The sequence below is a fragment of the Glutamicibacter sp. 363 genome (assembly GCF_052379505.1).
GTDB lineage: Bacteria > Actinomycetota > Actinomycetes > Actinomycetales > Micrococcaceae > Glutamicibacter.
Genome location: NZ_JBQSYR010000012.1, coordinates 1 through 25,562, shown reverse-complemented (window position 1 = coordinate 25,562; position 25,562 = coordinate 1). Strand labels below are relative to the sequence as shown.

The 25,562-nt window shown below is 60.5% G+C and carries 17 protein-coding genes; 13 read left to right on the top strand and 4 right to left on the bottom strand.

Annotation, left to right across the window (positions count from 1 at the left end):
- Positions 1-205: 205 nt before the first annotated feature.
- The 6 genes from ACT3UA_RS08775 to ACT3UA_RS08750 all read left to right on the top strand — a co-directional run bounded on the left by ACT3UA_RS08775 (position 206) and on the right by ACT3UA_RS08750 (position 11,074).
- A complete protein-coding gene (locus ACT3UA_RS08775) occupies positions 206-2,245 on the top strand; it encodes a hypothetical protein (RefSeq protein ID WP_096287553.1) in 2,040 nt (679 codons plus the stop codon).
- Positions 2,232-3,848, top strand: coding sequence for a class I SAM-dependent DNA methyltransferase (locus ACT3UA_RS08770; RefSeq protein ID WP_444616012.1), 1,617 nt, complete (start codon positions 2,232-2,234; stop codon positions 3,846-3,848). Before ACT3UA_RS08775 ends, ACT3UA_RS08770 begins: the two co-directional genes overlap by 14 nt.
- A complete protein-coding gene (locus ACT3UA_RS08765) occupies positions 3,845-5,017 on the top strand; it encodes a restriction endonuclease subunit S (protein ID WP_176484226.1) in 1,173 nt (390 codons plus the stop codon). The genes ACT3UA_RS08770 and ACT3UA_RS08765 overlap by 4 nt, the downstream gene beginning before the upstream one ends.
- 77 nt (positions 5,018-5,094) lie before the next feature.
- The gene (locus tag ACT3UA_RS08760; protein ID WP_217990398.1) at positions 5,095-6,624 is read left to right on the top strand and encodes a DUF4041 domain-containing protein; all 1,530 of its coding nucleotides are present in this window, start codon (positions 5,095-5,097) and stop codon (positions 6,622-6,624) included.
- Positions 6,625-6,750: 126 nt separating this feature from the next.
- Positions 6,751-7,857, top strand: coding sequence for a PDDEXK nuclease domain-containing protein (locus ACT3UA_RS08755; RefSeq protein WP_255248485.1), 1,107 nt, complete (start codon positions 6,751-6,753; stop codon positions 7,855-7,857).
- 22 nt (positions 7,858-7,879) lie between these two features.
- Complete coding sequence (locus tag ACT3UA_RS08750) at positions 7,880-11,074, top strand: type I restriction endonuclease subunit R (RefSeq protein WP_217990403.1); 3,195 nt, start codon at positions 7,880-7,882, stop codon at positions 11,072-11,074.
- Between the two features lie 75 nt (positions 11,075-11,149).
- Here ACT3UA_RS08750 and ACT3UA_RS08745 read toward each other — a convergent pair whose 3' ends face one another.
- The 3 genes from ACT3UA_RS08745 to ACT3UA_RS08735 all read right to left on the bottom strand — a co-directional run bounded on the left by ACT3UA_RS08745 (position 11,150) and on the right by ACT3UA_RS08735 (position 15,264).
- On the bottom strand, positions 11,150-11,902 hold the full coding sequence (locus ACT3UA_RS08745; RefSeq protein WP_096287559.1) for an SDR family oxidoreductase: 753 nt from the start codon (positions 11,900-11,902) through the stop codon (positions 11,150-11,152).
- Positions 11,903-12,085: 183 nt separating this feature from the next.
- Positions 12,086-13,474 carry an MFS transporter gene (locus tag ACT3UA_RS08740; RefSeq protein WP_096287561.1) on the bottom strand — a complete coding sequence of 463 codons (1,389 nt, stop codon included), beginning with the start codon at positions 13,472-13,474 and terminating at the stop codon, positions 12,086-12,088.
- 377 nt (positions 13,475-13,851) lie between these two features.
- Positions 13,852-15,264 carry an NAD(P)H-quinone dehydrogenase gene (locus ACT3UA_RS08735; protein WP_096287563.1) on the bottom strand — a complete coding sequence of 471 codons (1,413 nt, stop codon included), beginning with the start codon at positions 15,262-15,264 and terminating at the stop codon, positions 13,852-13,854.
- 114 nt (positions 15,265-15,378) lie between these two features.
- Between ACT3UA_RS08735 and ACT3UA_RS08730 the strand changes: the two genes are divergently transcribed.
- From ACT3UA_RS08730 to ACT3UA_RS08710, 5 genes are all read left to right on the top strand, one after another.
- Entirely contained in the window at positions 15,379-16,179 is an 801-nt protein-coding gene (locus ACT3UA_RS08730) for a purine-nucleoside phosphorylase (protein ID WP_096287565.1), read from the top strand.
- Positions 16,180-16,216: 37 nt separating this feature from the next.
- Entirely contained in the window at positions 16,217-17,947 is a 1,731-nt protein-coding gene (locus tag ACT3UA_RS08725) for a phospho-sugar mutase (protein ID WP_096287567.1), read from the top strand.
- A gap of 56 nt (positions 17,948-18,003) precedes the next feature.
- On the top strand, positions 18,004-18,690 hold the full coding sequence (gene deoC / locus ACT3UA_RS08720) for a deoxyribose-phosphate aldolase (RefSeq protein WP_096287569.1): 687 nt from the start codon (positions 18,004-18,006) through the stop codon (positions 18,688-18,690).
- A gap of 35 nt (positions 18,691-18,725) precedes the next feature.
- Positions 18,726-18,977, top strand: coding sequence for a hypothetical protein (locus ACT3UA_RS08715; protein ID WP_096287571.1), 252 nt, complete (start codon positions 18,726-18,728; stop codon positions 18,975-18,977).
- A 102-nt stretch (positions 18,978-19,079) separates the two neighbouring features.
- On the top strand, positions 19,080-19,559 hold the full coding sequence (locus ACT3UA_RS08710) for a tetratricopeptide repeat protein (protein WP_255248487.1): 480 nt from the start codon (positions 19,080-19,082) through the stop codon (positions 19,557-19,559).
- A gap of 59 nt (positions 19,560-19,618) precedes the next feature.
- On the opposite strand, the gene mfd is transcribed toward ACT3UA_RS08710, so the two are convergent.
- Positions 19,619-23,236, bottom strand: coding sequence for a transcription-repair coupling factor (gene mfd / locus ACT3UA_RS08705; RefSeq protein ID WP_096287573.1), 3,618 nt, complete (start codon positions 23,234-23,236; stop codon positions 19,619-19,621).
- A gap of 226 nt (positions 23,237-23,462) precedes the next feature.
- Between mfd and ACT3UA_RS08700 the strand changes: the two genes are divergently transcribed.
- Together ACT3UA_RS08700 and nhaA are read left to right on the top strand one after the other, a co-directional pair.
- Complete coding sequence (locus ACT3UA_RS08700; RefSeq protein ID WP_096287575.1) at positions 23,463-23,957, top strand: DUF2505 domain-containing protein; 495 nt, start codon at positions 23,463-23,465, stop codon at positions 23,955-23,957.
- Between the two features lie 228 nt (positions 23,958-24,185).
- Positions 24,186-25,469 carry a Na+/H+ antiporter NhaA gene (gene nhaA / locus ACT3UA_RS08695; protein WP_308727270.1) on the top strand — a complete coding sequence of 428 codons (1,284 nt, stop codon included), beginning with the start codon at positions 24,186-24,188 and terminating at the stop codon, positions 25,467-25,469.
- The last annotated feature ends 93 nt before the right edge of the window (positions 25,470-25,562 follow it).

The following is a 25,562-nucleotide window of genomic DNA, read 5'->3' as shown; positions in this document are numbered from 1 at the left end:
TCTGTTGGGCCGGACCGCGTCCCCAAACTTGGCCCGGCCCAACTGGATGCCAGCTTGTGCTGACGAGTCCACGCTACGGAGAACATTCACTCTGAGTCATTAAATAAACTGATAATGGGGGTTATCAAAGAAAATGAGAATAATGCTTGGAACTCTGACATGATGGAGAAAGGAACAATCGGCGCCACAATTCCAGGAGGTGTTCATGGAAAATCAACACGGTGACCTCATGAGCATGTCCGATATTGCGAGCCTGGCTCAGGTCAGGCGTCCCGTCGTGAATATGTGGATCAAGCGGCATGCCGCCGGCTCCACACCATTTCCAGAACCTGCCGTAGTTCGCGGCGAACAGCGCTATTTCTTCTCGCATGACGTGGTGTCGTGGCTGGAAGAGACTGGCAAAGGGAACAACCCACATGTCCGGACCGACGCTGGAATAAATATCCAGATTGATCCGCAGGACATCGAGCCATTGACCGCGCTGTTGGCCTTGAGGACCCTGGTCGGAGAGCCTTTGGGCACCTACGCAGTCGATGACCTCGTGGACCTGGCCGACGAAGAAGATCCGGATGATGAGTTCCTTTTCAAGGAAATCCATGAATCACGGAACCTGCAGCATCTGGCAAAGAAGGCGGACATGTGCGCTGACGCCGCATATACGGCGGCTCACGCTTTGGAAGCCATCTATTCGGCGCGGAATACCGATGACCTGAAGGAGCGATCCCAAACGGCTCTCAGTGAAGACGCGCTCTCATTCCTCGCCGACGTGGCCTTGGCCCTGCGCGGTCAAGGCGCGATAGTTGAGGCCACCCGCGGCGGAAGCGACCTGCTGCTCAGCACACTGGCTCGACTCCCGGAAACAGAATCGCTCACCGTTGGCTTGCAGCAATCGGACACGGCCGCGCGGTCGGCACTGGCGCGAATGGCCATGCGTCGAGTGGTAGCCGTTGCCGTCGGTAAGGACAATGTCATCTTGGACTCAGTCCATACGGACGGACAGGCAACCTATCTGGCCCAACTGCCGTCCCCCGAGGCCCCGGATGCCCCGGCAAGTGCCTTGCTTTCCCAAATCGATGAGCTTGCCCTCAGCCTCGACCGCCAGGACAGAGCACTGATCGTTGGACCAGCATCGATTCTCAGCGAACCGCTGGAGGACAAGGAGCTGGACTCGATCCGCTCAACGATCCTGCGCAGTCGGCGTGTTCACGTGATCGCTTCCCTCCCATCTGGCGTAAGGGCCGCGAGGCCACGGCAGCGCATGGCCTTGTGGATTCTTGGGCCGGAACTGCCAAGCACCGGAGAGAGTCCGGCACGCATGCTCGTCTCGGATCTGAGCCTACGGACGTTGACGCAGTTGCTCAATGCGGATTTTGGCGCGCAGCTGGCGTTTGGTCTACGGAATATGACCAGCAAGAGACCAGTGGCCGTAATCCACTCACGCTGGATGCCGCTTCCCACGGTGGTCGCTGCCTCCACAGGGCTGATTCCCGCACCACGCATGGAGCGGGAGATCTACACCGACTACGCAACGTCGGCCCGTGCCGTCGCCGAGCTGGAGGCTCTTGCCGAAGTAGTGCAGGAAACCAACGAAGCCCGCCCCGAGTTTCCTTTCGAATTTTCTGCGTTGGAAACTCGGCTGGACTTCAAGCGCGGACATGAACCAACCATCGGTGAGCTGCTTGAGTCCGGTGCTTTGAAGCATCTTCCGGGCACCAGATTTGCTCCAGGTGATGTCGACGACTCAGTACGTTCTGGCATCGGCATCTGGGAGGCACACTTGCTACCCAGTGCCAAAACGGATGCAGCTATTTCCCATTTCGCATTGGCTAACGGATATGGGAACAGCCAACTGACCGAACCCGGCGACATTGTCTTCAGCACAACCGGCGAAGTCCGCGCGGTCGTAGATCGCGCAGGCTCACGAGTGGTGCGTTTCCCGGCAAAGGCATTGCGAATTACCGCGGACAATTCCAGTGGGCTGATCCCTGACCTCATAGTCGAAGCGCTTAACCGCCAGCAGCTGAAGCAATGGCCGAGAACGCATATCCGGATCTGTCCCGAAGACAAAAAAGACCTGCTGGTTCGAGCTTTGGAGTTTCTGAAAAATGAGCAAAAGATCGCGCAAAAAAGAATAGAAACGATTAACGCGCTTGAAAACTCATTAACCAATATGGTTATTGACCAAAAAATTGACATGATTGATCGCAGGACCCAGCGAAAGGAAGGCAGCAATGCCACCCCGTAATAATTCAGCGGCTCAAGCCGCGCTTCCTTCAACTATGAAGGAACTCAAAGACACCTTGTGGAAAGCTGCGGATAAGCTTCGCGGATCCATGGATGCCTCGCAGTACAAGGACGTCATCCTTGGTCTGGTCTTCCTGAAATACGTCTCGGATGCCTTCGAGGAGCGGCGTCAACAGATCCGCGCCGAATTGACGGACAGCGGCCTGGCGGAGGCCCAGATCGCCCTGCTGATCGATGATCCGGACGAGTACACCGGACATGGCGCATTCTTTGTTCCGGATGCAGCGCGCTGGTCCCACCTGGCTGTGAATGCCAAGGGCCTGTCCGCGGTTGACGGAAATGCTCCGAAGAACATCGGTGAGCTTGTTGATACCGCCATGGATGAATTGATGACGGCCAACCCAACGCTGGCGGGCACCCTACCGCGCATTTTCAACCGCGACAGCGTAGACCAACGCCGCTTGGGTGAACTGATCGACATGTTTAACAGTGCGCGGTTCACTGGTGAAGGGTCAACGCGTGCCCGCGATCTGCTCGGCGAAGTCTATGAATACTTCCTGGAGAAGTTCGCTCGTGCTGAGGGCAAGCGCGGTGGCGAATTCTACACACCAGCAGGCGTGGTGCGAGTCCTGGTTGAAGTGCTTGAACCCCAGAGCGGCCGCGTCTACGACCCTGCGTGCGGTTCGGGCGGCATGTTCGTCCAGACCGAGAAATTCCTTGAATCCCATAATGAGGATCGCACTGCGATCTCGGTCTATGGCCAGGAGCTCAATGAGCGTACCTGGCGAATGGCCAAGATGAACCTGGCCATTCACGGCCTAAATGCCAATTTGGGCCCCCGCTGGGGCGACACCTTCGGCCGCGATCTCCACCCGGAGATGAAGGCCGACTACATCATGGCCAATCCACCATTCAATATCAAGGACTGGGCGAGGAACGAGGAAGACCCCCGCTGGACCTACGGTGTTCCGCCCACCGGCAACGCCAACTATGCGTGGATCCAGCACATCCTGTCCAAACTGGCTCCCGGCGGATCCGCCGGCGTTGTCATGGCCAACGGCTCCATGTCCTCGAATTCCGGTGGCGAGGGAGACATCCGCGCCAAGCTGGTGGAGAACGATGTGGTCTCCTGCATGGTGGCCCTGCCGACCCAGCTCGTCCGCTCCACCGGCATCCCCGTTTGCATCTGGTTCTTCGCAAAGGACAAAACGGCCAGTGCAGGCGGTTCCATTGACCGCTCGGGGCAAACGCTGTTCATCGATGCCCGCAATATGGGACACATGGTTGACCGCGCCGAGCGATCTCTCAGCGATGAGGATATTTCAACGATCGCCAATACCTTCCATACGTGGCGTGGCAAGGAATCAGCCGAAGGCACCTACGACGACGTTCCGGGATTCTGCTATTCAGCTTCAACTCAAGAAATCAAGGACGCGGGATACGCCCTAACACCAGGACGCTTTGTCGGTGCAGCTGACGTCGAAGGCGACGGTGAACCGATCGAAGAAAAGTTGGAACGGCTGGAGAAGGAGCTCTTCGAGCAATTCGAGGAGTCAGAGCGGTTGAGTGCCATTGTACGCGATCGATTGGGGAGGGTCCTGTGATTGAGTTCAAGAACTACAAGCTAAAAGAGCTCGCGTCGATCATCACCGGTTCAACACCGAAGGCGTCGGAACCGGATTCATGGGGAAATACCATCCCCTTCATTACACCGTCCGATCAGGTCGATGGGTTACGCAACGTCACAGCCTCACGGTACTTATCGCCTGCAGGCCGAGCTAAGCTCATCAAACGCCTTGTCCCCGAGGGCGCCACAAACTTAACTTGCATTGGGGCAACTATCGGTAAAGTGACTCAAGCGACCGAAGAATCCTGCACGAATCAACAAATCAACTCGTTGCTTGCCAAACCATCAATTTGCGATGCCAACTTCCTGTACTACATGACTAGCAACTGGAGCGCTCGGCTAAAATTGGAGGCGTCGGGATCCGCTACTCCAATTGTCAATAAGACAACACTCGGCAATTACGAATTCTGCGTACCCACTCTTCATAATCAGCAAGCCATCGCTGAAGTTCTTGGAGCGCTCGACGACAAGATCGCGGCCAACTCGAAACTAGCCTCGGCTACAGACAAGTATCTTGCTTCACTGTTCTCACAAACAACCGGAGGCGCAAAGGAAGTAAGTTTAGGCGAGATCGCTCAGGTTAATCCAGACCGTCGCACGCCCGAAGATGGAAAGACAATCAAGTACATTGACATTGCTTCGGTCGGAATTGGTATGCACGCCCCGAGCGAAACCATCCCATGGGGCGAAGCACCAAGCCGTGCTCGACGTGGCCTTATCCATGGCGACACAATCTGGTCAACTGTGAGGCCAAATAGACGCTCGCACTCTCTCAACTTGTCGGATGATCAGACTCTCGTAGCTTCTACAGGACTGGCTGTCCTTCGCCCACCGAAGCATTGCATTGCATACGTCTATGAGGCGACCAAGCGCCCCGAATTCACCTCATACCTAGAAAATGTAGCTGAGGGTAGTGCTTACCCTGCTGTAAGAGCCGATCGTTTCCTGAGCGCGCCAATCCCGTGGGCCGAGGCATCTTGGCGTGAAGAGTTCGAGGCAAAAGCCATGCCGTTACGGCAACTGGTTCACACACAGCGCGAAAACAGTGAAACGCTCTCTAGCCTGCGCGACTCACTTCTCCCGCATCTCATGTCCGGTACGCTGCGCGTCAAGGACGCCGAAAACCTCGTCAGCGACGCGATCTAAGCATCTATCCGTGGGATCGGCGTGGTCAGTCATCCGGTCCCGCCACCACCATCACTCAAGCCAGAAAGTCGATAATCGTGGGGAATATCAAAGTTACGGGCCAGGATGAACCGCTTTCAGCGGGAGCAATCGGTTGCACGTCTGTCGTACTCATTGTCGTTGGGCTCATTCTGGGACTAATTCCAGTCATTGGCCCCTTCATCACCGTAGCTGTCATTGCGTTCACCATCTTCTTGGCTGTCAGCCTCAATAAGGACCGGAAGCAGCACGAACAAAAGCACCAGACGATTGATGGCGAGTTTGTAGATCCCCCATTATCCTCCTCAACGGTCGAGGTCTCCCCCGCACCAAGTTTTAAAGACCAAGCTCCGCCACAGAAGGTGAAGCGTTGGGGCGCCAAGAAAGTCGCCGAAGATCTAGCTCAACAAAACACCGAACTACGCGACATCATTGCCCGGCACAATCTCGAAGACATCGTTGAACTAGCACGCTCCAAGGCCAGGCTTGAACAAGATGTTGCCCGGAATGAACACGCTCTGTTAGCGATTCAGCAGGACGCCGAATCGACTAATGCTCAGCTGATCAACGTCCGTGCTACAGCAGCAATCCAGAATACTGGGCTCTACGACTATGAGCACCCAGCGGAGTCATCTGCCAAGCTCAAGAACGAACTTGAAGCAGTACGTACTGAAGTGAAGCGGTTGGCTCGCGAGAAGCAAGCAATTCGCGCATCCAGCGGGTTCACCTTCAACAACTCTGCCAAGGAGGGCCAGAAGTTCGTCAAGCAGATGTCCACAGTGATGCTGCGCGCCTACAACGCCGAGGCTGAGAACTGTGTCAAGGCAGTACGCGCTGGCAACCTGGAGACGGCGACCAAACGTCTCGATAAGGCGCGGGAGATGATCGAGCGCAACACGGTTCTTATTGACCTGCACATCAACAACAAATACCACTCTTTGCGGCTGCAGGAACTGCAGCTGGCCACTCTCCACCTTCAAGCTGTTGCGGCAGAGAAGGAAGAAGAGCGAGCCCGCCGCGAGGAGTTGCGCGAACAAAAGAAAGCCGAAGCAGAACTCGCCCGGAAGAAAGAACAGTTGGATCGGGAAAAAGCCCGCTACGAAGAAACTTATCGCCAGCTGGTCGAACAAGGTGATTCGGAGGGTGCCGAACGCATCCAGAGCAAGCTCGACGAGTTGTCCGAGGAGCAGCATCGTGTCGAAGAGTACGAGGCCAACTTCCGCTTGGGCCATGTGTATGTCATTTCTAATCTCGGGGCCTTCGGCGAGGGCGTGGTGAAGATCGGCATGACCCGTCGGCAGGATCCCATGGACCGTGTGCGAGAACTCGGCGATGCCTCGGTACCGTTCCGTTTCGATGTGCACGCCATGTTCTTCACTGAAGACGCTGTTGGCGTCGAGACAATGCTGCATCGACACTTCGCCGACCGCCGGCTCAACAAGGTCAACGGCCGCAAGGAGTTCTTCTATGCGACTCCCGATGAAGTGTTGAGAGCACTGCACGAGCACAACGTGGAGGTCGTGACCTACGAGACGGTGGCGAAAGCTGAGGAATTCCGAATGAGTTCGCCAAAAATCACCAACGAGTAGGTACCGTGAATTTTTGCAAGACAAGTTGCAAAATTTCACTGGGTCCAAGACAACACTCAACTTCCCTTGACGAAACTCCCTATCTCGTTAGAGAAACACTAAACGTTTGGAAAGAGAGTCAGATCCGTGGCTATCTCAGGCAACAACGCTGATGAAGGTTCGTCCTCGGCAGAGTTTTCAAATGCCCCAGCACGATCCTCCGTTCCACAGTGGTACGGCGACCTCCTGACGGCTGTCTCCACGCGTATCGAGACTGGTCAAGCTCGTACTATTTCCGCGGTAAATCAGGGCCTAATCCACACCTACTGGGGAATTGGCACCGAGCTCCTCGCCCGGGAAACCGAGGAAGGCTGGGGCGCACGTGTAGTGACGCGCCTATCTTCTGACCTGAAGGAACGGTTTCCTGATGCGCGAGGGTTCTCTCCGCGAAATCTCCGGTACATGAAATCGTTAGCCGAGGCATGGCCGGGCTCAGTAATGTTGCAAGCGCCGCTTGCAACATTACCTTGGTACCACCACATCGCTTTGCTAGAGAAGCTTGATAATTCCGAGGCTCGGCTCTGGTATGCATCGCGAGCTATCGAAGAGGGCTGGTCCCGTAACTCCCTCGTCCACGAGATCGAGACGCACCTGCATGAACGTTCCGGTAAAGCAGTAACCAATTTCCACGACAGGCTTCCCGAATCGGCTGCCACTCTGGCCCAAGAGTCCATCAAAGACCCATACATCTTTGATTTTCTGTCACTCGGCAACCAACGCGACGAGCGGGACCTCGAGAACCAGCTCATCAAGCAAGTCGAGCATTTCCTGCTCGAACTTGGCCGTGGATTCGCCTTTGTCGGCCGGCAAATGAGGCTGGATATCGCCGGAGACGAGTTCTTCCCGGACCTGCTTTTCTACAATTTCAAGCTCCGCCGCTTCGTCGTCATCGAATTGAAAGTCACGAAATTCGAACCGGGTCACCTCGGGCAACTGGGAATGTACATGAGCGCGGTAGACGACCTTCTCGCGCAGCCAGACGATGATCCCACCATCGGACTCCTCTTGTGCAAGACGAAGAACGAAGTCGTGGCCGAATACGCGTTGCGTGGGTTCAAATCCCCCATCGGAGTCGCCGAGTGGGCCACCGAAATCAAGGACTCCCTGCCGGCGGAGCTCGCCACAGGACTTCCAACCATCGAAGAGCTCGAATCCGAACTCGAAGATGCCCATCAGCTAGATCAGCAGTCCTAGGAAAGGATCCCTCATGAATTCGATGAACAACGAGGATGTCTGGGAAGGTATCACTCTCGAACGGCTCGGCGAAGAAGGCTGGGAGCCCAAGCACGGCAAGGACATTGCCCCTGGCACCGGAGAGCGCGACTCCTGGGACGAACTGCTGATCAAGCCGCACCTGCTTGCCGCCTTGCGTCGGTTGAATCCGGGGGTGCCCGACCAGTATCTGCAGCAAGCCTTAGCTGAAATCATCGCTCCCAAATCCCAAGATGCCATTGCGGAGAACTACCGGGTCCACCGGATGTTCACCGAAGGTTACCGGTTGTCCTATTACGATACGGACGGCACCGAACATAACCCGACCCTGCGCCTGATGGGCATGGAAGAATCAGACAACGAGTGGTTGGCCGTCAACCAGGTCCGCCTCGTGCAGGGCGAGTACGAACGCCGTTTCGACGTAGTGCTCTTCTGCAATGGCATGCCCGTGAGCATCATTGAGCTGAAGAAGGCCGGTGCGGTCTCCGCCACCGTGGCCACGGCCCACGCCCAGCTGCAAACCTACCTGCGTGAATTCCCGTTGGCTTTCCGCTTCTGCGTGTTCACGCTCGCCTCCGACGGACTGGATGCACGGTACGGCACCCCATTTACCCCGCTGAACCATTTTTCGCCATGGAAGGTCGATGATGACGGGGTGCCGGTGGAAACCGGCCATGACCTTAGCGGTGAAGCGCCGCTGCCTCTGGAAACCGCCCTGTCCGGGCTTTACAATCCGTCCCGCTTCCTCCAGCTGCTCTTCTGGTACACCGCCTTCGACGGCGGCGAGGAGCTGCAAAAGCGCATCGCCAAGCCGCACCAGTACTTTGCCGTGGCGAAGGCGGTGGGCTCGACCATTACAGCGGTGAAGTCCACCGGCAAGGCCGGGGTGGTCTGGCATACCCAGGGCTCGGGCAAGTCCATGGAAATGGAGCTCTACGCCAACCGGGTGATGCGGCACGCCCAACTGAAGAATCCGACCATCGTGGTGATCACCGACCGAAACGAATTGGACGGCCAGCTCTTCGCCGGGTTCGAGCGCTCGCTGCTGCTCCCGGACACTCCCATGCAGATCCAACGGCGCAGCGACCTGCGCGCTGAACTGTCCAACCGGGTGACTGGCGGCATCTATTTCACCACCTTGCAGAAATTCGGCAAGACCAAGCGCGAACGCGAAACCGGACAAAGCCATCCATTGCTGTCGGACCGCAAGAACATCATCGTCATGGTGGATGAGGCCCACCGCAGCCACTACGACGATCTGGATGGCTATGCCCGCCACCTGCGCGATGCGCTGCCCGGTGCCACGCTCATTGCCTTCACCGGCACCCCGATTTCCTTCGAAGACCGCAACACCCGCGACGTGTTCGGCGACTACATCGACGTCTACGACCTGTCCCGGGCAGTGGACGACGGGGCTACCGTTCCGGTGTACTTCGAGCCGCGGCTGATCAAGGTGCAGCGCTCGGAAGAATTGAGCGAAGAGGACATCGACAATGCGGCTGATGAGGCCACCGTCGGTCTGGACGACACCGAACGAGTCAAGATCGAGCAATCGGTGGCCGTGGTCAATGCGGTCTACGGAGCCCCGGAGCGCATCGAGATGCTCGCCAAGGAAATCGTGGATCACTGGGAGGAGCGTCGGGCAACCATGTCCGGGTTCATCGCCGAACCGGAGGGAAAACCCACCTACGGCAAGGCCATGATCGTTGGCGGAACCCGGGAAATCTGCGCGAACCTCTACGCCGCGGTCGTCAGGCTTCGCCCGGACTGGCATAGCGATGAGTTGACCGCCGGCAAGATCAAGGTGGTCTATTCCGGGGATGCCACGGATGTGCCACCGGTGTCCACGCATGTCCGCCGCGACTCGCTGAACAATATTGTCAAGGCCCGGGTGAAGAACCCCGAGGACGAACTGGAATTGGTCATAGTCAAGGACATGATGCTCACCGGCTTCGATGCCCCGGCCTTGCATACCCTGTACCTGGACCGCCCGCTCAAGGGCGCCCTGCTCATGCAGACCCTGGCCCGCGTGAACCGCACCTTCCGCGGCAAGCAAGACGGGTTGCTGGTGGCGTTTGCCCCGTTGGCCGATAATCTGGCGGCGGCCTTGCAGGAATACTCCTCCACTGACCAGAAGCGCAAACCCGTGGGCCGCAACGTCGAGGAACTGGCGGTCCTCACCAAGCAGCTGATCGCCCAGATCGAAAAGATGCTGGCCGGTATCGACTGGCGGTTGCTGCGCAGCGGGCCTTCGGCCCGTTCCTGGCTCGGCGCGGTGCACAGCACGGTGAACTACCTGCGCGATCCGCTGACTCCAGGCAATCAGCCGGCCGAAGGAGAAGCCAGCCTCGCGGCTACCTATCGCGTCGCCTCTTCGGCCTTGGCGCGCGCCTGGTCGCTGTGCTCCGCCTCCGGCGCGGTGGATGAGCTGCGCGCAGATGTGCAGTTCTTCGAGGAAGTACGTGTCTGGATGGCGAAATTCGATGCGCAGGAGCGCCGCGCCAACGGGCGCCCGATTCCAAGCGAGATCCAGACGCTGCTGGGGAACCTCATTGCCCGGTCCACCGATGCCACCGGTGAGGTCTTGGACATCTACGAAGCCGCCGGAATGCCCAAGCCCAGCTTGGGCCAGCTCACCCCGGAGTTTGTTGCGAAGGCGAAGAAGGCCAAGAACCAGCATCTGGCCATCGAGGCCCTGCGTAAATTGGTAGCAGAGGAATCCATCAAGGTCACCGCGCACAACATGATTCGGCAGCGCGCCTTTTCGCAGCGCATCACCGAACTGATGCGCAAATACACCAACCAGCAACTCACCAGCGCGGAAATCATCGCCGAGCTGCTGGAGATGGCCGACGAAATCACCGATGAGGCCAGTCGTGGCGAACGCTTCGAGCCGCCGTTGGACTACAAGGAACTGGCGTTCTACGATGCCATCAGCCAGAACGAGTCCGCGGTCGATCTGCAAGGTCCGGGAATTCTTGCCGAGATCGCCCGACAGCTCGTCGCCATGATGAAAAGGGATGCCAAAACCGACTGGACCGTACGCGAAGATGTACGCGCCAAATTGCGCTCCCAAGTCAAACGACTGCTGGTGATCAACGGCTACCCGCCAGACCAGCAGCCCGAGGCCATCAAGCTCGTGATCGAGCAGATGGAAACCATGGCCCTGCGCGAGAACGCCGCCGCTAGGGTGCACTGATGCCTCATCCTGGCCTTCCTGCGTTGCTCCTGCTTTCCCGGCTGCTGCCGGCTCCGCGAAACCGCAATCGGGCTCTTACTGCCTTTGCTGTTCCTGCAGCCAGTCGGCAAAGGTCTGGGAGCCCAGCCGCGCGCCGGCTCCGGGCAGCAATGTGCCATCGCGCATGGCACGCCCCATAGGCCCGGGAATGGGTATTTCCATCACGCGCTTTGCCCTTCCGGTGGCGTGTTTGAGATAGGCCCGGACCAGATCCGCCATCCGCTCTTCGCGCGGCCCGGCGAGATCTGCCACCACGCCTTGCGGCTGGGCCACCGCAAGCTTCACCAATTCGGCGGCGACTTCGGCCGCCGCGATCGGCTGCGAACGCATGGCCGGAGCGAATTGCGCTGGGCCGAGGCCCAAACGGCCTTGCATTTGACCGGCGAACTCGTGGAACTGGGAGGTGCGCAGCAGGGTATATCCGCCGGGCTGCGCCATCAGCAAACGCTCCTGGGCTGCCTTGCCCGCATAATACTGGGCATCCACCGCCAACGCGCCAATGATCGACAGGGCCACGTGATTGGCGCTGCCCACCGCGCGGCCGGCGGCCAGCAGGTTTTCGGTGACCTTCGTAAAGAAGTCCACCGCGGTGCTGGTGCGCATGCTTGCGGTGCCCGTGACGTCGATAACCGCGCCCACCCCTGCCATGGCTTGGGCCAGGCCGCGGCCGGTCAGCAGGTCCATGCCCGTTTTCCGGGTCAGGATCAGCGGCTGGTGACCGGCCATTTCAACTGCGGCCACCACGTGACGGCCGATAGTTCCGGTTCCACCTGCAATAGCAATCTTCATGGGCGTTCCCTATCTCGGATGCCTGCCACGTCAGCAAGCTCACCATGAGCACTAGCTCGTCTCTTTCCAACCCGACTCTACGACAAGCTCAGCGGTTTTGATCCGCAAAAAGCAAAAGAAGGTGCGCAGAGAAATTCCTGGCGGAATTCCCTGCGCACCTTCGAAAACATTCGGGGACCGAGATTACTCGACAAATTCCTCCATGTCCACGTCCTTCGTCTCACGGGTCAGGAAGAGCGCAAAGAGCGTCAGCACCGCGGCGATGGCCAGGTAGATTCCGACGCCCATCGTGTTGCCCTTGCCTGCGCTCCACAGTGCGATGGCCACGAACGAAGCCGGAGCCGCACCGATCACCGAAGACATGTTGTAGGCAACTGCCGAACCGGTGTAGCGCACGTTTGAAGGGAACAGCTCGGGCAGGAACGAAGCCATCGGACCGAAGGTCAGGCCCATGAGCGTGAAACCGATGACCAGACCGGCCATCGCCGCGCCCTGCCCCGGACCGAAGAACAGGGTCCAGGCCAAGCCGAAGACCAAGATTCCGCTGGTCACCCAGATCAGGAACTTGCGGCGGCCGAACTTCTCGGCCAGCGGCCCGGAGACCACGGTGAAGATACCGAAGAAGACGACGCCGATGATGAGCATGGTCAAGAAGGTTGGGCGTTCGATGCCCAGTCCCGGAACGAACCCTTCGGCGCTAAAGGTCTTTCCTGCGGCCTCGGCAGCAGCCTGCCCTTGTTCAATCGTTGCCGCGGTGGTGCCGTAGGTCAGCGTGAACGAGGTCATCAGGTAGAAGAGCACATAGGTGGCAAGCATGATGAAGGTACCGGCCAAGGTTGGTCGCCAGTGGTTCTTCATGGTCACCGAGAATGGGGACTTCACCACCTTCTTCTCGTTGAGCACCTTCTGGAAGGACAACGATTCCACGAGCTTCAGACGCACCCAGAGGCCGATGATGACCATCACCGCGGAGAAGTAGAACGGAACGCGCCAGCCCCAGGCCAAGAACTGCTCTGCGGTCAGCGTGGTCTGCAGGACCACGAACATCAGGTTGGCCAGGATGAAGCCAACCGGTGCGCCGAGCTGCGGGAAAGTTCCGTAGATGGCGCGCTTGTTCTTCGGAGCGTTTTCGGTGGCAAGCAATGCGGCACCGGACCATTCGCCGCCCAAGGCCAGGCCCTGAGCGAAGCGCAGGATCACCAGCGCCGTGGGCGCAAGTACCGTCCAGTGGCCCTGTGCGGCGGGCAGGAAGCCCATCAGGAAGGTCGCGATACCCATCAGCAGCAACGAGGCAACCAGAGTTCCCTTGCGTCCCAGCTTGTCACCGTAGTGGCCGAAGACGATCGAACCGAGCGGGCGCGCGATGAATGCGACACCAAAAATGGCGAAAGAGGACAGGATGGCGTTGATCGCCGTGGCGTTGGGGAAGAACAGCGTTGGGAAAACCAATACCGACGCGGTGGCGTAGGCATAGAAGTCGAAGAACTCGACCGTGGTGCCAATCATGCTGGCGAACAGCACGCGCCCACGGGTGTTTTCCTTTGGCGCTACTGTCTGGTTAGCCTGCGACATGGCGGCGGCTCCTTCTGAAGTGCGAGAAAAGGCTCGTTTATGACTTCATAATGGTAAGCCGAAACGACCAGTATGTGGATATTTGTGTCCAATATTTGGACACATTTTTTATTCAACACCCACCTGGCCCAGTATTCGCCCCTGACTTGCGCGAAATGTGCTCCCGAATAGTGAGACGCGGCAATTGAACGCAGCGCATGCCCTATATCAAAAGACGAGCGGACTATGAAGTGCCCCACGAAAATATACTTCTGCGCCAATTTGCGGCAGTGGCCGTGCGCACCACCTGGCGCTGGCTTCCACCGGCCCTGACAGCGCGAAAAAGCCGGGCATTCCCGATTGCTGCTCAGGAACGCCCGGCTTATGCGGCAAGAGACCTAGATATGACGGTGCAAGCGGCGGGCGGCTTCGGCCAAAGAACCGGAGAGCGATGGGTAGACCGAGAAGGTCTCGGCTACATCATCCACGTGCAGGCTGTTCTGCACCGCAAGCGCCAGGGAGAAGATCAATTCACTGGCCCGCGGCGCGACGACAACGCCACCGATAACGGTGCCCGAGCCCTTGCGCGCAACGATCTTCACGAAGCCCTGCTCGACGTTCATCATTTTTGCGCGAGCGTTGGTATTCAGGTCAATCTTGATGATGTTCGCCTGGTACTTGCCCTCGGCGACCGCACGCTGCGAGACGCCGACGGTAGCGATTTCCGGGGAGGTGAAGACGTTCGAGGAGACCAGATTCAGATCGATCGGCTTCACCGAGTCGCCGAGCAGGTGGGCAACGGCAATGCGGCCCTGCATCGCGGCCACCGAAGCCAGGGCGAAGACACCGGTGCAGTCGCCAGCGGCGTAGACGTTGGTGACGGTAGTGCGCGAGACACCGTCCACCTTAATGTGGCCCGAATCGCTGAGCTGAACGCCGGCTTCCTCCAGGCCGAGGCCTTCGGTGTTCGGGATCCCGCCGACGGCTACCAGGCAATGGCTGCCTTCGAGCACTCGGCCATCGGCCAAGGTGACAAACACCTTGTCCCCCTTGCGCTCCACGCCTTCGGCGCGTGCTTGGGAAACGACGTTGACGCCGTTTTCCTTGAAGGCGTCCTCGAGCACGGCCGCGGCATCCGCGTCCTCGCCGGGAAGCACACGGTCACGCGAGGAGACCAAGGTCACCTTGGCGCCGAGCAGATTGTAGGCCGATGCGAACTCCGCACCGGTGACACCGGAGCCAACAACGATCAGGTGCTCTGGCACCTCGTTCATATTATAAATCTGGGTCCAATTGAAGATGCGCTCGCCATCTGGCTTGGCGGTAGGAAGTTCGCGCGGATGGGCGCCGACGGCAAGCAAGATGGCGTCGGCTTCGATCGACTGCTCCGAGCCGTCCGGGTGGCTTACCGCCACCGTCTTGCGGTCCACCAGGCGGCCGTCGCCGATCACGATACGCACCCCGGCACGCTCCAGGCCGGTGCGGATATCTCCGGACTGTTCCTTGGCCAAGGCCAGCAAACGGTGGTTGACCACCGAGAAGTCGGTCTGCGCATCGTTGATGCCCTCGATGTTGACACCGAAGGTTTCCGCATGCTGCACCCGGCGTACCGCGTCAGCGGTAGCGATGAGGGTTTTGGACGGCACGACATCCGTGAGGACCGCCGAACCACCCATCCCGGCACGCTCTACAACGGTGACATTGGCACCTAGCTGGGCGGCTCCCATGGCAGCTTCATAGCCACCTGGTCCGCCACCAAGGATTACTAAACGGGTTGCTTTATTCCTACGATCTGCGCTCACCTTTCCCATTGTTCACCATGCACCGGATTTGCGCACATCACGATCGAGTGAATTTCGCCCCGTTGCCACCGTTGCCACCTGACAAAGGGGCTACCTACCGGTAGCGTATTTCACGTGAATGATATGCAAAACGACCCACAGGCGTTGGCGGCACAGGCCGCCCAGGTAATTGCCGAGCAGACGAACGTCGAAAAGCACGACATCGCTCTGGTCCTAGGCTCCGGTTGGGGCCAGGCCGCCGAGCTGATCGGCGAGACCACCCACACCCTGGATGCCGCCAACATCCCCGGGTTCCATGCCCCGGCCGTACCCGGCCACCGCGGCAGCATTTCCTCGATCCTGACCGAAACCGGCAAGCGCGTGCTGGTCCTTGGCGCGCGCACCCACTATTACGAGGGGCGCGGCGTCCGTTCGGTAGTGCACCCGATCCGCACCGCTGCCGCTGCCGGCTGCACCCAAGTGGTGCTGACCAATGGCTGCGGCGGGCTGAATCCGGCATGGACTCCGGGTACCCCGGTGCTGATCTCGGATCATCTGAACCTCACCGCCGCCTCCCCGTTGGAAGGCGCCACCTTCGTGGACCTGACCGACCTCTACTCCTCGCGCCTGCGCGAGGTGGCCCGCGAGGTCGACCCGACCCTGGACGAAGGCGTGTACGCCCAGTTCACCGGCCCGCACTACGAGACCCCGGCCGAGGTGCGGTACGCCAAAACCATCGGCGCCGATCTGGTGGGCATGTCCACCGCGCTGGAAGCCATCGCCGCCCGCCATGCGGGAATGGAAATCTTCGGCATCTCGCTGGTGACCAACCTGGCCGCCGGCATCAGCCCGGTTCCATTGAGCCACGAAGAGGTGATCGAGGCCGGCCAGGCTGCCGGCCCGCGGATCTCGAAGCTCCTGGCGCAGATCATCGCCCGGCTCTAGGCGAGAATCAACTTCACTTTTCGAGGCTAGGAAAACGATGAACCACACCGAGAAAATCCAGCTCCTCGCGCGGGCGGCCCATTGGGCGGCGCAGGATCCGGATGCGGCTACCGCCGAAGAACTCCAGCAGCTGATCTCCCGGGTCGAATCCGGGGATGCAATCGCCATGGAGGATCTTGCCGAGCGCTTTTCCGGCGTGCTCGAATTCGGAACCGCCGGGTTGCGTGCCGAGCTCGGCGCCGGCCCCATGCGGATGAACCGGGTCGTGGTCCTGCGCACCGCCGCCGGGATCGCCCGGTTCCTCAGCGAACGGGCCGCAGGCGCCTATGCGCCCAAGGTCGTGATCGGTTTCGACGCGCGCTACAACTCGGAGGTGTTCGCCGTGGATTCGGCGGCGGTCTTCACCGCCGCCGGCTTCGAGGTCCTGCTCATGCCTTCGGCACTGCCGACCCCGGTGCTCGCCTGGGCGGTGCGCACCTTCTCCGCGGAGGCCGGAGTCATGGTCACCGCGAGCCACAACCCGCCCCGAGATAACGGCTATAAGGTGTATGTCGGCGGCAGGGTGGCCGACGAGGTGGGCCGCGGCGCGCAGATCGTCTCCCCCATCGATGAGCAGATCGCGGAGCTCATCGATCCGAACCAGCCGGTGGCGCAGATTGAGCGTCAGGCCTCCGGGTGGACGGTGCTTCCAGGCTCCGGCCAGGACGGAGACATCGAGGCGGCCTACCTGGATTCGATCGGCAAGGTGATTGATCCGGCGGATGAAGCCCGCGCGCTGCACCGCAAGCAGCTGAAGGTGGTGGTCAGCGCCATGCACGGCGTCGGCGGTCACACCATGCGCCAAGCCTTGCGCAACGCGGGATTCACCGATGTGCATATGGTCCCCGAGCAGGAGCACCCCGATCCGGATTTCCCGACGGTGAAATTCCCCAATCCCGAAGAGCCCGGGGCCATCGATTTGTCCCTGGCCCTGGCGCGCAAACTCGGCGCAGATCTGGTCATCGCCAATGACCCCGACGCGGATCGCTGTGCCGGTGCCATCCATGACGGCACCGCGTGGCGCATGCTGCGCGGCGACGAAGTGGGCTGGCTGCTCGGAGACCAGCTTTCGCGCACCCTCCCGGCGGAACAGAAGCTGGCGAATTCAATCGTCTCCTCGCGCATGCTCGCCGCAATTGCCAAGGACAGCGGGCGCGAACACGAGGAGACCCTCACCGGTTTCAAGTGGATCTCGCGGGTGGAGAACCTCGGCTTCGGCTACGAAGAAGCACTGGGCTACTGCGTGGCTCCGGGGCTCGTGCGCGACAAGGACGGAATGTCCGCGGCGCTGGTGCTCGCAGACCTGGCGGCGGAGCTCAAGGCCGGCGGCAGCAGCATCCAGGGGCGCCTGGACGAGCTGGCGGCCCAACACGGCGTGCACGTCACCGACCAGCTTTCCCTGCGCTTCACCGACCTGTCGCAGATCCCGGTGCTGATGGACAAGATCCGCACCAGCGCCCCGGCGGAACTCGCCGGAGCGGCGGTCACCGAGGTCACCGACCTGTCCCGCGGCACCGAAAAGCTGCCGGCAACCAACGCAATGGTGCTGCACACCTTTACCGGGGCGCGCGTCATAGTCCGCCCCTCGGGCACCGAACCCAAGCTCAAGTGCTACCTCGAAACCGTGGAGCACGCAGATGACTTGGCCGGCGTGCCTGCCGCACGGGCGCGTGCCACCGAACAGTGTCTGGCCCTAAAGCGCGAACTCGAAGCGTTCCTGAACGAATAAATTGTTCGTGCAGGACCTGCTCAAAAACTAGGTAAGAGAACGAACAGAGGATCAAGATGAGTGAACTGAGCGCCCGCGACATTGCCGGCTTTATCGACCACACCCTGCTGGCACCGAACGCTTCACGCGAACAGATCGTGACGATCTGCGAGGAAGCCAAGAAGTATGAGTTCAAGTCCGTCTGCGTGAACCCGCTGTGGGTGTCCACGGTCTCCCGCGAGCTCTCCGGCTCCAACGTCTTAACCTGTTCGGTGATTGGCTTCCCGCTGGGCACTTCCACCACCGATACCAAGGTCTTTGAAACCCGCACCGCGGTAGCCGACGGCGCCAACGAGATCGACATGGTGATCGACGTGGCTGCGGCGCTGCGTGGTGATGGCGACGCGCTGGTTAACGAGATCTTCGCCATTGCCCAGGCAGCCCACGAAGGTGGCGCGATCTTGAAGGTCATTATCGAAACCTGCCTGCTTACCGAGGAGGCCAAGGTTCTGGCCTGCGAGGCAGCCAAGGCCGCGGGCGCCGATTTCGTGAAGACTTCCACCGGGTTCTCCACCGGCGGCGCCACCGTGGAAGATGTCGCCTTGATGCGCAAGACCGTCGGCCCTGGTCTGGGGGTCAAGGCTTCGGGCGGTGTGCGCAGCGTGGAAACCGCCCGGGCCATGATTGCCGCCGGCGCAACACGTCTCGGTTCCAGCTCCGGAGTTGCTATCCTAGAGGGAGAGCAAAGCGGGTCCAGCTACTAAGGCACCGCACCCATTCGTTTCCTCAAGGAGAAAAAGTGTACTCGAACGGCAAGAACACCGCCCACTCTGGTGAAGGTCGCCTCGTTGGCAACATCGTTAATACCGTGATCTTCCTGGTGCTGTTCTCGGCTGGCATCTACGCCCTGTCCTACTGGACCTTGGAGACCGCTTGGTGGCCAACCATCGCATGCTTCGTGCTGTCGTTCGGCGCCTTCGCGATTCCGATGCACCTGATGGGACGTTCGGACTCCATCGCCGTGGCTGCCGCAGCTAACACCGCCAAGTAAGTCAAGCTTGAATCAGGGGAGGTCTTCGGACCTCCCCTTTTTCGTGCCCAGCCCGGCCAAGGCTGCTTGCTTGGGCTTAGGCTGCCAGACTAGTCTCAAGCCATGACCAGCAACTGGCACGAACGCATCGAATTATTCTGGAACACCGCAGGGACTAAAAATCCAGATGCCCTGCGCAATGAGTTGGCGCAACTACTTGCGCAAAAGCCAGCAAATGATGCTGAGGCCCTTTTTGAACGAGCCTCTCTGCACGATTATCTGGGCGAGGAAGCCCTGGCCATCGGCCCCTACCGCGCGGCCATGGCCGGGACGTTGAGCGAGCAGAAACTGAGCGAAGCGCGAATCCAGCTGGCCAGCACCCTGCGCAATGTGGGTGAGTTCCAGGAAGCCATCAAGCTGCTCCGTGCGGTCGGCCCGGACTCTTCCCTGCACCGCGATGCGCAAGCGTTTCTCGCCTTGGCCTTGCATGATGCCGGCGAAGGCACCGCGGCCCTTCGGGTCGCCTTGCAAGCATTGGCTCCGAGCCTGGCACTCTATGCCCGGCCGGTGCACGACTACGCGGACGAATTACACGCTGAATGACCGATGGCCGGGATCCCAGAATCCAGTTCTGGGATCCCGGCCATCGGTTTGCTCGAGGCCTACTTTTTCGCTTCGGCCACCGCTGGCGTCGGCTCGAAGATTCCGTAGAGCATGCGTTCGGCCCATTCCAGGATCGCCTCGTCGGCCAGGTCCTTGCCGCCCACCGGCGAAGTCCGCGGCTTCGGGATGAAGATCGCGTTCAAGGCCGGCTTGTTCGCGGCCCCTGGGTAGAGGCGTTCCAAACGGACCTGGCGCGAGGCCGGAAGGTCTTCGATCTTCGCCGGTGACACCTTGATGTGGTTCCCGATCTGCTGGATGTCACGCAGCCCCACCGCGCGTGCCCTCACGCGCAGCGCCGCGACACGCATCAGGTTCTCTACCGGCTGCGGCAGCTTGCCATAACGGTCCTCGAGTTCCTCGCGGACCTCGGCGAGCGCTTCGGCGGTTTCGGCTCCGGCAATATTGCGGTAGGCCTCCAAGCGCAGTCGTTCGCCCGGCACGTATTCGTGGGGCAGGTGCGCATTGACCGGAAGGTCAATTTTCATTTCGGTGGCTTCTTCTTCGCCTTCGCCCTTGAAGTCCGCTACCGCCTCGCCGACCAGGCGCAGGTAGAGGTCGAAGCCGACCCCGGCGATATGTCCTGACTGCTCCCCGCCGAGCAGGTTGCCTGCTCCGCGCAATTCAAGATCCTTCATCGCCAATTGGTAGCCCGAGCCGAGCTCGTTATGCGCTGCCACGGCCTTCAGCCGCTCCAGCGCCACCTCGCCGAGCGGCTTCTCCACATCCCAGAGGAAGTAGGCGTAGGCGCGCTCGCGGGCACGTCCCACACGCCCGCGAAGCTGGTGAAGCTGGGAGAGCCCGTAGTTGTTCGCCCGGTCCACGATCAGCGTGTTGGCGTTCGAGATGTCCAGGCCGGTTTCGATGATGGTGGTGGAGACCAGCACATCGAACTTCTTCTCCCAGAAGTCCTGGATGATTCGTTCCAGCCGCGATTCGCTCATCTTGCCGTGCGCCACCTCGACGCGCGCCTCAGGAACCAGTTCGCGCAGCTCCGCGGCGACCCGGTCGATGGAGGAGACCCGGTTGTGCACGAAGAACACCTGGCCGTCGCGCATCAGCTCGCGGCGGATCGCGGCGGAGATCTGCTTATCGCTGCGCGGTCCGACGAAGGTCAGCACCGGATGGCGCTCCTCCGGAGGCGTGGCCAGCGTCGAGGTCTCGCGGATTCCGGTCAGGCTCATTTCCAAGGTGCGCGGGATTGGCGTGGCGCTCATCGCCAGCACATCCACGTTGGTGCGCATCTTCTTCAGCTCTTCCTTGTGTTCCACACCGAAGCGCTGTTCCTCATCGATGACCACCAACCCGAGGTTCTTGAACTGGACCGTCTTGGACAGCAGCCGGTGGGTGCCGATCACGATATCGATCGAGCCGTCCTTGAGCCCGGCAAGGATTTCCTTGGACTCCTTGGCCGTCTGGAAACGGGAAAGCGACTTCACCCGCAGCGGGAATCCCGAATAGCGTTCGGTGAAGGTCTGGTGGTGCTGGGAGGCAAGCAGCGTGGTTGGCACCAAGATGGCCACTTGCTTGGAATCCTGGACCGCCTTGAACGCGGCCCGGACCGCGATCTCGGTCTTGCCGAAGCCCACGTCACCGGAGATCAGCCGGTCCATGGGGATCTCGCGCTCCATGTCCTGCTTGACCTCGTTGATGGCGGTGAGCTGATCCGGGGTCTCGATATAGGCGAAGGCCTCTTCGAGCTCGTTCTGCCACGGGGTGTCCGGGCCGAAGGAGTGGCCGCGGCTGGCCATTCGCGCGGAGTACAGCTTGATCAGGTCCCCGGCGATCTCCTTGACCGCCTTGCGGGCCTTTGATTTGGTGCTGGCCCAATCCGAGCCGCCCATCTTGGACAGGCTTGGCGCTTCGCCTCCCACGTAGCGGGTGACCAGGTCCAGCTGCTCCATCGGAACGAAGAGCCGGTCCCCCGGTGCCCCGCGCTTCGAAGCGGAGTATTCCACCACGAGGTATTCGCGTTTGGCATCCTTCGAGGACCCGGACACCTTGCGTGCCACCAATTCCACGAATTTGCCGATGCCGTGCTGCTCGTGCACGATGTAGTCGCCGGTTTGCAGGGACAGCGGATCCACCGCATTGCGCTTGCGCTTGGCACTGAGCTTGCGCGTCTTGCGGCTGCCATAGGCGCTCGAACGCCCCAGCAGGTCGGCTTCGGTCAGCAACCCGAATTTCAGCTCGTCAAAAACGAAGCCGCGCCCGGCGGTGGCCTGCGTGATTTCGATGAGTCCCGCCGTGGGCAGCTCGCTGAGCTCCGGGACACGGTGCGCCGGGATCTGGTATTCCTGGAAAAGTTCAGACAGCCGCGCCGCCGGGCCCGGGCCTTCGGTGGCCACCACCAAGCGCCACCCGTCCTTGACCCGGCCGGAGAGGAATTCCATCATCGCTTCGATGTCGCCTTGGTAGCCGCGTGGTTCGCGGGCCTCGACCCGGATGGTCGCCGCGCCTAGGCCAAGATCTTCATCCGCACCCAGCGAGGTCAGCGACCACCAAGAGACCTTGGCGTCTTTGGCATGCTCAACGGTTTCGGCCAGTGAGGCGAAGTCGCCGGAGGCGAGCTTGCGTCCGGACTCCGCGGTGCTCAGATCCAATGGCGCCGCCGCGCCGTCGGAGGCCGAAGCCCACGCCGCGGCCAGGAATTCAGCGTTGGTCGCATTCAGGTCGTGGGCGCGCGAGCGGACTCGCTCGGGTTCCATCACCAGCGCGATGGACGAGGCCGGAAGCAGCGAGAGCAACGGCACCATCTCATCGACCAACAGCGGCGCCAGGGATTCCATGCCTTCCACGGCAATGCCGCCGGCAATTTTGGTCAGCATTTCCGTCGCCGCGGGGAAGTTCGCCTTGAGGTTGGCGGCCCGGCTCATCACCTGCGGGGTAATGAGCATTTCGCGGCAGGGAGTGGCCACGATCTTGGCTGGAGCCTCGCCTTCCAAGGAACGCTGATCGGCGATGGAGAAGTAGCGCATCGAATCGATTTGCTCGCCGAAGAAGTCGATGCGCACCGGATGCTCGAGAGTTGGCGGGAAGACGTCGATGATGCCGCCGCGGACGGCAAATTCGCCGCGATGAGTGACCATGTCCACCCGGGCATAAGCCGCCGCGGCCAGATCCCTGATGACTCTTTCGAAGCCCGGCTCCGCGTCGAGCTCGAGCTCCACCGGGCGCAGCTGCCCCAATCCGGAGACCAGCGGCTGGAGCACCGCGCGAATCGGCGCGATGATGACCTTCAGCGTCGGGTCTCCGTCGTGCAGCCGACGCAGGACTTCCAGGCGACGGCCCACGGTATCGCTGCGCGGGGAGAGCCGCTCATGGGGCAGGGTCTCCCAGGAAGGGAACTCCGCGATCTGCTCTGCGGGCATGTATGCGGTCAGGGACGCCGAGACGTCCTCGGCCTCGCGACCGGTGGCGGTCACGATCAGCATGACCGACTGGTCTTGCCCGGAGAAAAGCCCCTCGGCGACGTGGGCGCCGAGAATTGCGCGCATCCCTGGTGGGGCGGCGATCTCTAGCTCTTCGCTGCGGGCGTTGAAGGCCAACGAGGCGCCTTGCTGGATTCGCCTAAATGACGGTTCCTCGCGCAGGAAATCATGAAGTCCGCTCAGGCTCATGTTGCTTAAAGTTCCTCTCCTGAAGGCAAAATATCCGGTAGCGCACCACAAACAACGACCGCAAAATGTTTCCGCGGTCGGCGCAATGCCAATATGTTGTTTTATGCTGCCTTCCTAGCCTACCTAACCTGAGGGAACCGATAGGGTTAATAACGACCAGAACCGGCACGGAACACAAGATTGTTCTGCAAGAGCGCCGAACCTTTCAAGAATGGGATTCGTATTCATGGCATTGAACGCAAGCACGCAGATCGCGCACCCTGCAGACAAGGTCATCGCGACCTTAGCCGATCGCGGTTTCGCCGAGCATCTGACCTCGCTCGCCAAGGGCACGTTGACGAGTTTCACCGTTGAGGGCGACACCAATAGCGCCTTCACCCTGACTACCGTCCGCGCGCTGCCCACCGACCGCGTGCCGGACTTCGCCCGTAAATTCGTGGGCGCTTCCATTGATGTCACGCAGGTTGAGCAGTGGAGCGCACCGGATGCAGCAGGCAATCGTTCGGCATCGGTGAAGATCAACGTGGCAGGCGTCCCGGTGTCGGTCTCCGGCACCGAATCGTTGAGCCCAGCCGGTGAGCAGAGCGAATTCGCTATCGATGCGAAGGTTTCCTCGTCGATTCCGTTCATCGGCGGCAAGCTTGCTTCCGCTGCGGAGCCGTACCTGGGCAAGGCGCTGAACATGCAGGCCGCTCAGGTCAATGAGTGGCTTTCGCGCTAACCGCCGTCAAGAACCAGCGGCAAGATCCCGGGTCGGTGTGAAGATGCGCTCACCCGGGATTTTGTGGTTCGAGCCACGTTTCGCGCTAGTGTTAAAGTCAGGTGTGCCGGGAAGTCTGGTCGGCGAACAAATTTTCATTTATCGAAGTAAGCGAGTTCAACAATGACTCCAACGCCCTCTTCAGGTTCGCCAAGGAACCTGTTTTCGCGCCCAAGCTACAAAGAGTCGGTGCGCATTGGAGATATCCTGCGCAAGGAAACCGTCGGCGGCATGGTCCTCATCGCTGGCGCGATCCTCGCGCTCATTTGGGCCAACACGCCGATGCGCGATTCCTATTTTGCGCTGCGTGATTTCCACTTCGGGCCCACCCTCTTCGGTGTCGACCTGAATCTTTCCATCGGCCACTGGGCAGCCGATGCCTTGCTGGCGGTGTTCTTCTTCTTGACCGGTCTGGAATTGAAGAAAGAATTCGTCATTGGCGATCTGCGCAACGTCAAAACCGCGGCGGTCCCGGTTGCCGCTGCCTTCGGTGGCGTGCTGGTTCCGGCATTGGTCTTCGTGGCTATCGCCGCCGGTTCCGGGGGCGGCACCGAGCTGCTCCGCGGCTGGGCGATCCCCACGGCGACCGATATCGCTTTCGCCGTCGCGGTGCTTGCCGTCATCGGTTCGGCTCTGCCGGCCGCGCTGCGCATCTTCCTGCTGACCCTCGCGGTGGTTGATGACCTGATCGCCATCGTCATCATCGCCTTCGTCTTCACCGACGAGCTCAAGCTGGCCTACCTCGGGCTGGCCCTGATTCCGATCATCCTGTTCACCGTGCTGGCCCGTTCCCTGGGCAAATTCTTCGCCAAGCGCGCCTGGGCGGCGTGGGCGATCCTGTTGCCGCTGGGCGTCATCACCTGGATCTTCATCTTCGGTTCGGGAATTCACGCAACCATCGCGGGCGTGGTTCTGGGCTTCTGCATACCGGTCAAACGCACCGACGGCCGCGAAGGATATGGTTTGTCCGAACTCTTCGAGCACCGCTTCCGTCCGCTCTCTTCCGGTTTCTGCATCCCGATCTTTGCCTTCTTCGCCGCGGGTGTCACGGTGGTTTCCTCCGAATCCGGCGGCGGCGGGCTGTTCACCGACCCGGTGCTCTGGGGCATCGTGCTTGGCTTGGTGCTCGGCAAGCCGATCGGCATCATGGGCTTCACCTGGTTGCTCACCAAGTTCACCAAGGCGTCCTTGGATAAGGACGCCAAATGGGCTGACCTGTTCGGCGTGACGCTGCTGGCGGGTATCGGCTTCACCGTCTCCTTGCTGGTCTCCGAGCTGTCCTTCGGTCTGGAATCGGTGCACTACGAGCATGCAAAGGTCGCAATCCTGGCCGGCTCCTTCATTGCCGCGATCCTCGGCGCCTTGTGGCTGATCCCGCGCAACCGTGGGTACAAGATCATTGCCGCCCGCGAAACACGCGATGACAACAAAGACGGCATCCCGGATGTTTACCAGCCCGGCGACAAAGACTAGCTCTGCTTGACGAAGAAACCCTTGCTCGGCACATTTTCAATGTGCGGAGCAAGGGTTTCTTTATATCTAGCTGTTCTGGCGCTGCCCTGAGAT